At 70.2% G+C, this 12,272-nt stretch carries 11 protein-coding genes; 3 read left to right on the forward strand and 8 right to left on the reverse strand.

Annotated elements, in window-relative coordinates; genetic code table 11:
- The 4 genes from GX015_RS03700 to GX015_RS03715 form a co-directional block, all read right to left on the reverse strand.
- A partial coding sequence (locus tag GX015_RS03700) for a potassium transporter TrkG (protein ID WP_291342887.1) occupies positions 1-508 on the reverse strand: 508 nt, incomplete at its 3' end.
- Between the two features lie 39 nt (positions 509-547).
- Positions 548-1,732, reverse strand: a complete 1,185-nt coding sequence (locus GX015_RS03705; protein ID WP_291342889.1) for an aminotransferase class I/II-fold pyridoxal phosphate-dependent enzyme — start codon at positions 1,730-1,732, stop codon at positions 548-550.
- A 99-nt stretch (positions 1,733-1,831) separates the two neighbouring features.
- Entirely contained in the window at positions 1,832-3,118 is a 1,287-nt protein-coding gene (gene purD, locus GX015_RS03710) for a phosphoribosylamine--glycine ligase (protein ID WP_291342890.1), read from the reverse strand.
- A 1,640-nt stretch (positions 3,119-4,758) separates the two neighbouring features.
- Positions 4,759-5,847 (reverse strand): hypothetical protein, encoded by a 1,089-nt coding sequence (locus GX015_RS03715; protein WP_291342891.1) that lies wholly within the window; start codon positions 5,845-5,847, stop codon positions 4,759-4,761.
- Positions 5,848-6,113: 266 nt separating this feature from the next.
- Between GX015_RS03715 and GX015_RS03720 the strand changes: the two genes are divergently transcribed.
- Genes GX015_RS03720 through GX015_RS03730 form a run of 3 tightly spaced genes read left to right on the forward strand, consistent with a single transcriptional unit; the run spans position 6,114 to position 8,610 of the window.
- Positions 6,114-6,524: an HIT family protein gene (locus GX015_RS03720; protein WP_291342892.1), complete on the forward strand. Its 411-nt coding sequence runs from the start codon at positions 6,114-6,116 to the stop codon at positions 6,522-6,524.
- Entirely contained in the window at positions 6,524-7,663 is a 1,140-nt protein-coding gene (locus GX015_RS03725; protein ID WP_291342893.1) for an alpha/beta fold hydrolase, read from the forward strand. The genes GX015_RS03720 and GX015_RS03725 overlap by 1 nt, the downstream gene beginning before the upstream one ends.
- Complete coding sequence (locus tag GX015_RS03730; RefSeq protein ID WP_291342894.1) at positions 7,660-8,610, forward strand: alpha/beta hydrolase; 951 nt, start codon at positions 7,660-7,662, stop codon at positions 8,608-8,610. Before GX015_RS03725 ends, GX015_RS03730 begins: the two co-directional genes overlap by 4 nt.
- Positions 8,611-8,636: 26 nt before the next feature.
- Here the strand turns inward: GX015_RS03730 and GX015_RS03735 are convergent, their stop codons facing one another.
- The 4 genes from GX015_RS03735 to GX015_RS03750 form a co-directional block, all read right to left on the reverse strand.
- Entirely contained in the window at positions 8,637-10,385 is a 1,749-nt protein-coding gene (locus GX015_RS03735) for a pyruvate dehydrogenase (RefSeq protein WP_291342895.1), read from the reverse strand.
- Between the two features lie 154 nt (positions 10,386-10,539).
- Positions 10,540-11,382, reverse strand: coding sequence for a DUF4442 domain-containing protein (locus GX015_RS03740; protein ID WP_102213192.1), 843 nt, complete (start codon positions 11,380-11,382; stop codon positions 10,540-10,542).
- A gap of 67 nt (positions 11,383-11,449) precedes the next feature.
- Positions 11,450-11,872: a low molecular weight phosphatase family protein gene (locus GX015_RS03745; RefSeq protein WP_102214133.1), complete on the reverse strand. Its 423-nt coding sequence runs from the start codon at positions 11,870-11,872 to the stop codon at positions 11,450-11,452.
- Between the two features lie 154 nt (positions 11,873-12,026).
- Positions 12,027-12,272: hypothetical protein (locus GX015_RS03750; protein ID WP_291342897.1), on the reverse strand; the 246-nt coding region annotated here is incomplete at its 5' end.

Raw genomic sequence — 12,272 nt, forward strand, 5'->3', positions numbered from 1 at the left:
CGCCCTCCCACGCCGCCCGCGGCCAGCCGTAGCCGTACGCCCAATGGAAGCGCAGCGTCAGCACGGTCGCGACGACAACTTCGACCACCGCGGTGAACAGCACCGTCGCCCGGACCACCCAGGCGACTTCGCCCAAATCGATGCCGCGGCCTTCGGCGGTCGCCCCGAAACGCTGGCGCAGCCCCAGCCGCCCGGCGACGAGCAGCCCCATCAACGACGCCAGCGTCATGAAGCCGAAGCCCCCGAGCTGGATCAGCGCCATGATGGTCACCTGCCCGGCGAAGGACCAGTGTGTCGCCGTGTCCACGGTGATCAAACCGGTCAGGCACACCGCCGACGTCGCGGTGAACAATGCGTCGGAAAGCGCGCTCGCCTTGCCGGACGCCGACGACCACGGCGCGGCCAACAGGGCCGTGCCCGCCACGATGACCCCGAGGAAACCGAGGGCCACCGCCATCGTGGGGCGAAGGTGCCTGCGGCGCCGCCCCACGCTCAACGTGATGCTCACCGCGACGACGTTAGACCCATCGAGCAATGAAGGGAAGAGCTATTTACCGTTGAACGCCCCGATGCGGCGGCACGCCTCGGCCATGTCCTCCGTCGACCCCGCGAAACACAGCCGCACCCATTCATGACCTGCGACGACGTCGAAGTCGACGCCCGGCGCGACGGCGACGCCGGTGGCGTCGAGAAGCTCCCGCGCCCACGTCAGCGAGTCGTCCGTCAGGTGCGACACGTCGGCGTAGACGTAGAAGCCCCCGTCCGGCGGGGCGAAGGTGCCCAATCCCGCGGCGGGCAAGCGCTCGATGAGCAGCTCGCGGTTGGCCGCGTAGCGGCGCACGTGCCCGTCGAGCTCCGCGATCGACTCGGGGTGGAACGCCTCGATCGCAGCGAACTGCGACACCGCCGGCGGACACACGGTGAGGTTCGCCGCCAGCCGGTCGCACGGCCCGCGCAGCCACTCGGGGATGATCAGCCAGCCGACGCGCCAGCCGGTCATCGAGTGGTACTTGCTCACCGAGCCCACCACGACCGCGGCGTCGCTGAACTCCCGGGCGCTGACGCACTCGCGGCCGAAGGAAATGCCGTGGTAGATCTCGTCGCTGACCAGCAGGACGTCGTTGGCCTCGCACCAACGGGCGATGCGGCCGAGCTCCTCGCCGTCGATGATGGTGCCCGTGGGGTTGTCGGGGCTGGTGACGATCACCGCCCGCGGCACCCGCTCCAGCCCCTCGAGCAGTTCGGCGGTGAGCTGGAAGCGCGTCTCCGGACCACAGTCGATTTCGATGACGTTCGCGCCGAGGGCCTGCAGCGTGTTGCGGTACGCCGGGTAGCCGGGCCGGGCCAGCACGATGTCGTCGCCGGGATCCAGGGCCGCCAGGAACAGCGTCACGAACCCGCCCGACGATCCCGTCGTGACCACCACGTCCTCGGGCACCACCTCGCGCCCCGCACCCCCGCGCCCCTCACCTCCGCGCAGCCGCATCCGGCGATTGTGGTCGTCGGCGATCGCGCGCTTCAACCCCGGAATGCCGGTCGCCTCGGTGTACCCGAGAATTTGGGACCCCACCGCCGACTGCACCGCCTCCAGCGCCCGCCGCGGCGCCGGCGTCGACGGCTGACCCGCGCACAGGAACAGCGCATCGCCATGCGTCCGCTGCCTCTCCTGCGCCGCCGCCAGCACGTCCATCACATGGAACGGGGCCACCTCGGACCGCTTCGAAGGCATCATGGCACCAGCTTATCGGTGCTTTACGACGTCCCCGCGCCCAGGCCATTCGACCTGCGCGCGGGGACGTCGTGAAGCAAAAGCGGTGCCTGCCGCCGACCGCTACTGCGGAATGGTGATGCGGCCCTCCACCGCCGGCAGCGCGATGTCCGTGCGGTAATGCGAACCATCGAGCTCGAGGGTCGGCAGCACGGCGTACGCGCGCTCGCGGGCCTCCTCCAGCGTGGCGCCGACGCCGACGACGTTGAGCACGCGGCCGCCGGCGGAGACGATGTTGCCGTCCGCGTCGACGGCGGTGCCCGCGTGGAGCACGCCCTCGTCCTCGCGGCCCGGCTCGGCGCCCGCGATCACATCGCCCGTGCGCGTGTCCTGCGGGTACCCCTTCGCGGCGAGGACCACCGTCAGCGCGTAACCGTCGCGCCACTGCAGCTCCGGCTGATCGGCCAGCGTGCCCGTCGCCGCCGCGTGCAGCACCTGGGCCAGCGGCGACTCCAGCAGCGCCAGCACCGCCTGCGTCTCCGGATCACCGAAACGGCAATTGAACTCGACGACCGACGGGCCGTCCGCGCCCCACGCCAGACCCGCATAGAGAAGGCCCTGGAACGGGCAGCCGCGGGCGACCATCTCCTTGGCCACCGGCACGCAGACCTCGTCGACGATGCGCTGGACGCCGTTGTCCGGCAGCCACTCCAGCGGAGCGTAGGCGCCCATGCCGCCCGTGTTCGGGCCCTCGTCGTTGTTCCCGACGCGCTTGTGGTCCTGCGCCGGCTGCAGCGGCACGACCGTTTCGCCGTCGACCAGGCAGAAGAGGCTGACCTCCGGGCCGTCGAGGAAGGACTCCAGCAGCACCGGATTGCCCGCGGCCAGCACGTCGGCGGCATGCGCCCGCGCCTCCGCGCGATCCGGCGTGACCACGACGCCCTTGCCCGCGGCCAGGCCATCGTCCTTGACCACCCAGGTCGGGCCGAAACGGTCGATGGCGGCGTCGATGTCGGCGTCCGAGGCGCCCGGCTGGATCGCCTCGGCGTGGGCCGTCTTGACGTTGGCCGCGGCCATGACGTCCTTCGCGAACGCCTTCGAGCCCTCGATCCGCGCCGCATCGGCGTTCGGGCCGAACACCGGGTACCCCTTGGCGCGCAGGGCGTCGCCCACGCCCGCCACCAGCGGCACCTCCGGGCCGATGACCACCAGGTCCGGGGCGATCTCGTCGGCCAGCGCGGCGCACGCGGCGGGGTCATCGACCTTCACCGGGTGCATCGTGGCCAACTGGGACATGCCGGCATTGCCCGGCGCGACGTGCAGATCGGACTCGCCGACCTGCGGGTCCTTGCTCATGGAATGGAGGAGGGCGTGCTCGCGGGCACCGGAACCGATAACGAGGATGCGCATGCCCGTGATTCTACGCACCAGGTCGCGGCCCTCATTCCGGGCCACCCCAATGCTCCGCACCCTGCTTTGCGACGCCCGCGCGCACCCAGATTCGGCGTGCCCGCCTCTGCGCCGGGGCCGGTGTTCGGCGCGGTCCTCTCCACGCCATCCCCCTCGTCGGCCGCCCGCGCACTCCCCACGTGCGGTGCGGGCGGCCGGTCGTGCGGGGTGAGCAATGCCCGAGCGCGGGCACCCGGTGAAATGTCCCCCATCGTTCCCGGATGCCGGCCGGACCTTCGGTTGCGGCGCCGTCCTCGCCCGTGGCGGTTCGGAGCCCGGTTTCCCGGACCCTGGTCCGCCAACGCGCGGGACCGTGCCGCGGTTCCCCCCGAAGCACGGGTGCTCCCCTTCCCCGTCGCTCCCGCCGAACACCGCCGCGACCATCGTGATCACCGTGACCATTGCGACCTTCTCGGCCCCATGACCGCCGTGACCACCGTGTTTCGATGACCGCACCGAGTTCGGCGGGGCGATCGCACCCGCTGCGGCCCTCGTACCTCGGCCGCCCCAGTGGCTCACCCCGCGGCCAATATTGGCCGCTCCGATTCATCGCCGCATGCGATCGGTGCGGTCGATCACCCCCGCGTTACAGTCCGCCTCCGCGCCTTCCCCGAACACCCGCCGCTCGAGGCCTCCGCACTATCGGACGCCCCTCGTTCCCGCACGTCAACCCCCCACAGCCCTGCATTCCCGGCCGTTTCCCCATAACGGCGTCGGAGCGGACACCCCCGAAGTTGGTAACCCGTTCCGTTCCCGGAACCTCTCGCAACCGCATCGCCAACCAATCGAACGCCGGAAAACGTGGCGCGCGGGCCGTCGTAAAGCGCCATTGCCGGCCGGAAAAATCGGCGCCGAAAACTACCCCCGCCAAACGAATCACACGCGCGTGGTTCACCCGCCCCGCGTCCATTCATCGCCCCATCTGCACGTCGAGCCGCCCGCCCCGCCGCCCGCCGCCTCGCGGCGCCCATGCCGACACGAACGCATTTCACCCACGTACCAAGATCCCCATTGGCGACAAGAGCCTCATGCACCCCAGGCTCGCGACACCCGGCTCCATCCGTCGCCGCCAACCTGCACCCGATTCACACCCGCCCCATCAAGCCCGGCAGCATCACCGACCCGATATGCCCCAATGGGAGACCCGAACAGGCTCCGACAGCCCCTGTCGGCCCCACCCAACGGCGCACAACGCGGCACACGCCCCTCGCCACCGCCGCGAAGCCCAAACGCAATTCCCCGAATTCAACTAGCCGCCGCAAGCGCGCAAAACATGCGCCACGTACGGCGGCCAATTGAATTATTCGACCCCGATTCCTTCAACACGACGCCGCGCACGCCGTCTCAGGAGCGCGCCCACGGCGGCATATTGAACCAGTTGCGCTGACCAATTGTTCACTATTTAGAACTGATCAGCACGCCGCCCAGAATCGCACCACAAGGCACCACAACGGCATTCACCCCTGATGTCGAACATTCGATCGATGTCGAGCCGGTAGCCCCTCTCAGGGCGACTCAGCGGATTCTGGTTTTTCGGCCGTCCTACGACGCGCCAAAATGCGACGTCACGGGAGATGGCCGGCCACGCGGAACGGCGCCACCTATTTGATCCAGCGGTTCACGCGCCCGCGCATGGCTTCGACGGTCTTGCTGCGCCGCCATGCGAGATCCTGCGCCCGTTCCGCGTCGATGCGCCGGCGATGCTCGTCGATTCGCCGCAGCAACGCGTCGAAATCGCGGAACACGTCGAGAATGGTGACTTCGATGACGGTCCAGCCGGTTTCGCGCAGCTCATTGACGCGCTGGGCATCGGCGCGTCGAGATTCAGCATCCTGCCAGTGCCCTTGCCCGAGAAACTCAATGGAGATGCGGTAGTCGTGATCGCCCAGGTCGACCCATCGTTTGCCGCTCGCCACGAGCACCATGTACTGCGGCACCCACTGTGATTGCCCGGCGCGCCGCAGCTTGGTGCGCAGGAGGCTTTCGGGCCGGGACTCCGCTCGCCAATCGGTCCAGTCCAGCAGTTCGCGCATGCGTTTCGCGCCGGTGCGGCCGCTGCGATTGGCCCATTCGCGCAGTTGGCGGTCGATTCCCCATGCTCGAATGGCGCCGTCGAGGAACGCGATGGCCTCGTCGTCGGGCAGAGCCGCGACGCAGTCGATGGTGACGTCGAGCGGCTCGGCGATGGTGATGGTGACCTCGCCGGGGCCCGCGGCACCGATGGCGCTGCAGGGGTCTCGAATCGACAGTGCGCAACGACGCAGCTTTCTGGCGGGCTTCCTGCGGAGGATGGTCACGTCCGCCTCCACCTGCTGCACGCCGTTGCCGCCTTCCGCACCACCGAGAAGCACCATTTCCGGCACGCAGTTCGCGACCCACGGATGTCCCCAGGCGCGGGCGGCGGCAGCTCCGGAAAGTACCGCGGCGGGTCGCGCGCGCACTTCGGCGAGCGCCCTGACCTGCGGCGTGACATCGGTACCGGGCGGCAGGTACAGGCCCCGGCGAACGCGCGTCCATGTGCGTTCGGCGCCGATGCCGTGCGCGGCGATCAGCTCGGCGCGGGTGCGCGGCACGGCGTGCGGTGGCGGCGGCCATGTCTCGGCGCCCGCTTTGTCCCCCGCATTGTTGCTTTGCGACGACGCCCTGCCGCCCCGTTCGCCGCCGCTTTGCGAAATGGCGACGTTTCCCATTGGCGTATCCCCCACTGACTTATCCCCCATTGGCGTATCCCCCACTGACTTATCCCCCATTGCTCGATTTCCGGCGCGCGGTCCCCCGCCGCGCCACCCCACCCGATGAGGGCGGGGCCCGGGGCCAGTGTCGCCGAATTCGACGTTCGGGGCGGACGGGGAGGGCGTGGGCGTCGTCAAGCTGTGGAGAAACCCGCCGCCGACGGCAACCTGTGGACGAACCGATCCCCTGCACGCCGTCCGGGTTGGCCGCTACCCTGGGCGGCATGAGCACCGTCTTCACGAAGATCATCAACGGCGAGCTGCCCGGCCGATTCGTCTACCGGGACGAGAAGGTGGTGGCGTTCCTCACCATCGAGCCGGTCGCGTACGGCCACACGCTGGTCATTCCGGTCGAGGAAGTGGACAAGTGGACCGACGCCGACCCGGCGCTGTGGGCCCACATGAACGAGGTCGCGCAGAAGGTCGGCCGGGCGGTCGTCGAGGCGTTCGACGCCCCGCGCGCCGGCTACCTCATCGCCGGGTTCGAGGTCCCCCACGCACACATCCACGTCTTCCCGGCGCAGGACATGAGCGGCTTCAACCTCGCCAACATCGACCGCGACCCCGACCCGGCGAAGATGGACGAGGCCGCCGACAAGCTCCGCAACGCCCTGGGAACCACGGACCTGGCGTAATGGCCGACGACACTCCGCAGGTCCCGTACGCCACGTACCGCACGCGGCGCGGGATTTTCGAGGACGACTGGCGGGCGACGGTGTCGCCGAAACGCCCGTGGCCGATCGTGCTCATCCACGGCACCGGCCACGCGAAGGGCGTGTGGGAGGACCTCGGCGCGGAGCTGCGCAAGGACGGGTGGGCCGTGTTCGCCCCGGACTACGGGTACCGGGCGACGGGGCCGCTGACCGACTCGATGGACCAGCTGGCGGCGTACATCCGGCAGGTGCTGGTGGCCACGGGCGGGCGGCGGGCGATCATCGTCGGGCATTCGCAGGGCGGGCTGCTGGCGACGCTCCTGTCGTTCCGGGATCCGCAATTCACGCGGCACGTGGTGTGCCTGGCGGCGCCGAACCACGGGACGTCGCTGGGCGGCGCGGCGGCGAGCCTGCTGAAGATCCCGGGGACGAAGTCGCTGGTGAACAACTTCGTGCAGAGCTACTGGGGGCAGTCCGGCATAGAGCAGCTGACGGGGTCGCCGCTGCTGGAGGACATCGCGCGGCGCGACGTGACGGCGCCGGGCGTGACGTACACGTGCATCGCCAGCCGGACGGATCAGCTGATCAATCCGCCGTCGTCGTGTTTCCTCGACGATGGCGGGCAGGGCACGGTCGACAACATTTGGGTGCAGGACCGGTTCCCGCAGGCGGTGGTCATGCACGAGCACGTGGCCACGGACCGCCGGGTGCGGGCGTTGGTGCGCGAGCAGTTGTTGCAGCTGGTCAACGAGTCGTTTTCGGGTGCGGCGTTCGTCGCGGAAGACGACGGGGCCGATGGGGGCGTCGGCGACGGTTCGAGTTCGGATGCCCGGGCGGATGCGGCTCGGGAGGAGCTTGGCGACGCCCCCTTGCCCGGCGAAGGGGCCGCCTCGACGAGTTTCGCGTCGCTGCTCTCGGCGTTCATGTACTCGGAGGGGTTCTCGGATTGGGCGGAGCGCGCCGGTTTGCCGGGCCTGCAGAAGTTGGCGGAGTCGAAGGGGTCCGGCCCGAAGTTCAAGTGGGGCCGGGGCGGCGATGACGACGGTGATGATGGTGACGACGGTGATGTCGGAGAAGTTCCCGCCGACCCCGATGAGCCGGGTGGCGTGACCGGCCGGTGAAGCCGCTGCTCTTGAAATTCCCGCCCACGGGTTCTCTGCCCGAGGGTGTGCTCGACGTGAGTGCCCGAGAAGCGGGAACACCGACTGCGGGGACACTGGGGGCGCGGACGCCGGGCGGTGACGCACCGACCGAACCGCCGGTGGTGTGCCTGCACGGGACCGTGGCCAACGGCGGGAACTGGGGCAACCTCGCGGAATTGTTGCTGGCCCGCGGCCGGATAGTCGTCGCGCCGACGTACGGGGGTCGGGGCACGGCGCCGTTGGCGGAGAACCTCGCGGAAGTCACCCGCATCGTCCGCGCAACGCTCGACATCACCGGCGCTGAACGCGTGGACTTGGTGGGACATTCGCAGGGCGGTCTGCTCGCGGGCCTGATGGTCGCGGAGATGCTGCGGGGGCCGGGTGCATCGACGACGGCGGGAACGCAGGCTACCGCGGAAACACGGGAGACTGCTGGAACACGGGACGCTGCGGGCAGGCGAAGATCGCGGAAAGCGGAACCGCTGCCCCTCGGTTCGGTGCGGCGCGTCGTCTGCATGTCGGGCAGCCATCGCGGGGTGCGCATTCCGCGCGGGGTGCCGATGTCCGCCATCCGCGCGACGTTTGGGCAGGCTTTGGTGGATCAGATCAAACTGCGAAACAACCTGCTGGGCCGCGCGGCCGGCGGAAACGTGACCTGGAAAGCGCTGCCGGCCGTGGCGAAGGCCGCACGGGAAGCGCTGGCCGACCTCGGCGACGACGGCGACAGCTCCACGTTTCTGCCAGAGTGGTTCGACCTGGTCACCGACGCGGACCGCATCGTGCCCTCGGACTGCGCGCTGACCGCGGACGAATACCCGGGTGCCGCGACGATCCGGCTGGAGGACCGCCTCGGCCGCGGCGTGCCCCACCAGCTGCAGCCCCACGATCGCGGCGTCGCCGAGCTGATCGCGGAGCTGCTGGGCTGAACCGGCGCCGTGCACCGGCCCCGCCCCTACGGCCGCGGGATGTTGCGGAGGTTCGCGCGTGCGAGCTCGACCATCTTGCCCACGCCGCCGTCGAGGACCGTGCGCACGGACGCCTTGGTGAACCCGGCGACCTGCTCCAGCGAAATCTCCGGCGGCATCGACAGCGCATCGGGGTCGGTGACGACGTCGATGAGCACGGGCCCCTCGTGCGCCAGCGCGTCGGCGAGCTGCTGCCGCAGTCGCTTCGGGTCGGTGATGCGCACCGACCGCATGCCCAGCGCCGAGGCGACGGCCGCGTAGTCGACGTCGTCGTGGTCGGTGCCGAAGTCCGGCATGCCCTCGACGAGCATCTCCAGCTTCACCATGCCCAGCGAGGAGTTGTTGAACACGACGGTCTTCACGGGCAGGTCGTTGCGGCGCACGGTGAGCAGCTCGCCGAGCAGCATCGCCAGGCCGCCGTCGCCGGACATCGAGATCACCTGCCGGTCGCGGTCCGGCCCCTGCGCGCCGATGGCGTGCGGCAGCGCGTTGGCCATGGTGCCGTGGCGCCAGGATCCCAGCACGCGGCGGCGGCCGTTCGGGGTGAGGTAGCGGGCGGCCCACACGTTGCACATGCCGGTGTCCACGGTGAACACGGCGTCGTCGTCGGCGAGCTCGTCGAGCACCCGGGCGACGTACTCGGGGTGGATGGGCGTCTTGTCCTCGACGCCGTGGGTGTACGCCTCGATGACGTGCTCGAGTTCGCGTTCGTGGTGGCGCAGCATCTTCACCAGGAAGGAGTCGTCGGTCTTCTCGGCGACCAGGGGAAGCAGGGCGCGCACCGTTTCGCCGACGTCGCCGTGGACGGGGTGCGCGACGGTGGTGCGGCGGCCGAGGTTGGCGGCCTCGGCGTCGATCTGCGCCACGTTCTTCGTCGGCAGGAAGTCGGAGTACGGGAAGTCGGTGCCGATCATGATGAACAGGTCGGCGTCGTCCATCGCCTTCTGCAGTCCGCCGTAGCCGAGCAGTCCGGACATGCCCACGTCATGAGGGTTGTCGTGCTGGATGATCTCCTTGCCGCCCAGCGCGTGCCCGACCGGCGCCTTGACCCTCCGCGCCAGTTCCAGCACCTCGTCGCGCGCGCCGGCGGCGCCCGCGCCGACCATGAAGGTCACCGTCCCGGCGTCGTTGATGGCCCGGGCCAGGTCGTCGACCTGGGCCTGGTCCGGCTTGACGACGCCCGCCGCCGGCACGATCCGCGACGCGAGCGCGGGAGCGGCGACGGCATCCTCCGATGCCAGATCACCGGGCATGACCAGCACGGACACGCCATTTCCGGCCATCGTCGACTGGATGGCGTTGTGCAGGATCTTCGCGCCCTGCTCCGCGGAGTTGACCATCTCGCAGTACCCGGAGCACTCGTTGAACAGCTGCTCGGGGTGGGTCTCCTGGAAGAAGGAGGTGCCGATCATTTGCGAGGGGATGTGCGAGGCGATGGCCAGCACTTTGGCGCCGTTCCGGTGGGCGTCGTAAAGCCCCTGGATCAGGTGCGTGTTGCCGGGGCCGCACGACGCCGCGCACACGGCCAACTGGCCCGTGATCAGCGATTCCGCGCCGGCCGCGAAGGCGGCGGACTCCTCGTTGTGGACGTGCACCCACTCGATGTCGTCGTTCAGGCGCACGGCGTCGACGACCGGGTTGAGGCTGTCGCCCACCAGGCCGTAGATCCGGCGCACCCCCTGCGCCGCCAGAGTCTCCACCAGCTGCCGCGCGTAATTGCCCTTCGTTCCGCTCACGCCGATCCACCTTCCGCTCATCCGTCGGCCGGGGGGGAAATCACCGCCCCGCGACCATCCCGGCCAATGAAAGTGACCGGGATTCATCGGTGCCCGCCACCGTACTCCCGGCGGGGAGACGGCGCAGGCGGGGCGGTGCAGGCGGGAGAGCGGCTCAGTATTTGCCCAGCGACTCCCGGGCCTCGACGACCTCGGCGCGCAGCGACATAGCGGCCGCCGACGGGCGCTCGGCCGTGAGCGCCTCGATGACCACCTCCGGCAGGCCCGCGGCGCGGTAATCCTCGATGCTCACGGAACCGAACTCGAGCACCCCGTCGAGCCATGCGACGGCGCGGGCCTCGGGGCGCACGCAGCGGCGGGCCATGCGCTCGTGCTGCGTCAGGCGTTCGCGGTGCTCCGGCCCGCGCAGGCCCAGGCGCGCCAGGGTGCGGCCGGCGGCGATGAGGTTCTCCCCCGCCACGTGCTCGATCTGCGCCGGATTCGGCGGCGGCTTGCCGATGCCACGCCGACGCACGTACAGGTCCTGCTGCCCGATCCCCACGATCCCGCCGTCGCGGTCGCGGATGACGGAGGTGTACGGGACGACCGTGGAAAAGCCGCCCTCGGTTTCGGCGAGGATCTGCGCGATCAGTTCATCGGTGGCCTCGACCTCCAGGTAGGAGCCCCGGCGGCCCGGCTGGATGTATTCGAAGGAACCGGTGCGCGTCCACGCCTCGTACTTGTCGACGCCCAGTCGCTGCATGACCAGCGTCCCGAAGAGCACGTCCGTCATCGAGAACAGCGTGCCGCCGAACGCCGCGCCGTGCATGTTCGCGTTGAGGCGGTTGAGCCGCAGTTCCAGGCGGCCGCGCGACCAATCGTCCGCGACGTGCGTGATGCGGATGCCCATCGCGGCCAGCGGCGGCCACCCGTTGAGCAGGTGGCGCAGGCGATTCGGCGTCAGGCGCTTGCCCGCGGCGTTGACGAGGGTGCGGCGCAGAGATGGTCCCATTTTCATGTCTACCCACCCTAGGCGGCGGGCCCGGCGCCCGAGGCCACCAGGTGAGGATTGGGGCGGCCGCGACTCACATCGCGGACGGCGCCTCGCCGAGATCCTCGAGGACGCCGAGGATGCGCTCGCGGAGGTCGTCGCGAAGCAGGCGGTATCGCTCGACGCCGCGGACGCCGTCGGCCGCCGGGTCGCGGATCTCCCACCGCTGCGTGTCGACGTCCGGCGCCACGTGCTCCGAGACGTCGATGTCGCCGAGGACGACCACGACGTCGGCGCGGTCCGCCAGCGACGGGGTCAGCTGCAGCGGATCGCCATCGCAGCGGGCGCCGATCTCGGCGCACGCCCGGCGCGCATCCTCGTCGACGCCCCGGTCATCGGGATCGACGTCGATGCCCGCCGACGTCACCGTCACGGACGGCGCGACGTGGCGCGTCAGGCCTTCGGCGATGCGCGACATCCCCATGTTCGACCCGCTGACGTACAAGATCTCCGACATTTCCGCACCCTGCCCTTCGCTACTCCGTGTGAGCGCATGCTGCGCAACGGCAATGGGGGGCGGTGCCTTGCAGCGGCCCTCTGGCGCCCCTCCGACATCACCCCCAGCATAGGTGGTTTTGCGGAGTGGAGCACCCGGGCCGATCGGCCGTCGATCAGGGCGCGGCGGACCAGAGGGTCACCATCGACCCGTCGTCCGCGGTGCAGCGCAGCACCTTCTCCGCCGCCGGACGGCACTGGTAGGCACGGTCGCCGACCCGGACGTCGCGCTCGGTGGCCAGCAGGTCGCCGCGGGGGTCGCCGACCACGAGCGCGCCGGTGACGCGGAAGGCGTCGGCGCACAGCCGCTCGGACTCGGCGCGGGTGGCGTCGCCGTCGGCCCCCGCCGCCAGCGTCACGCC

The sequence above is a fragment of the Corynebacterium sp. genome (genome assembly GCF_012837295.1).
Taxonomy (GTDB): domain Bacteria; phylum Actinomycetota; class Actinomycetes; order Mycobacteriales; family Mycobacteriaceae; genus Corynebacterium.